This is a genomic window from Komagataeibacter kakiaceti JCM 25156 (genome assembly GCF_000613305.1).
The window spans coordinates 1-574 of the sequence record NZ_BAIO01000897.1 but is presented as its reverse complement, the minus strand read 5'-3'; the positions used below and the strand labels follow the sequence as shown (position 1 = coordinate 574).

Here is a 574-nt window from a genome sequence, read left to right as displayed (position 1 = left end):
CCACTTCCCCCCGCACGATCCCGGCCATGTTCCCGTCATGCTGGCCGAGGTGATGGCGTATCTCGCCCCGCGCGATGGTGGCCGGTACGTGGATGGCACCTTTGGCGGCGGGGGTTACGCCCGCGCATCCTGGCTTCCGCCAACTGCCGGTTATGGGGAATCGACCGTGACCCCGCCGCCATCGCCCGTGGCGACGCGCTGGCCGCCACCTGCCCCGATGGACAGGGGGGATCGCGGCTGCGCCTGCTCCATGGCGGCTTTGGGGATATGGCGGCCCTGCTGGCGGAAGACGGTGTTACGGCCGTGGATGGAATCGTGCTGGATCTGGGCGTGTCCTCCTACCAGATCGACGAGGCCGATCGCGGCTTTTCCTTTCGCATGGATGGCCCGCTGGACATGCGCATGGCCGATACCGGCCCCACGGCGGCCGATGTGGTCAACACCCTGCCCGAGGAAGAACTGGCCGACATCATCTATCATTATGGCGAGGAACGCCTGTCACGCCGGGTCGCGCGCGCCATCGTGGCCGCCCGCGCCGAAGCCCCCTGCTACGCACGACGCAGCTGGCGGATGT

The 574-nt window shown here is 68.3% G+C and carries 1 pseudogene; it reads left to right on the top strand.

From position 1 onward, the window contains the following. Positions 1-37 precede the first annotated feature (37 nt). Positions 38-574: pseudogene (locus JCM25156_RS26695) on the top strand (16S rRNA (cytosine(1402)-N(4))-methyltransferase); the annotation flags it as partial.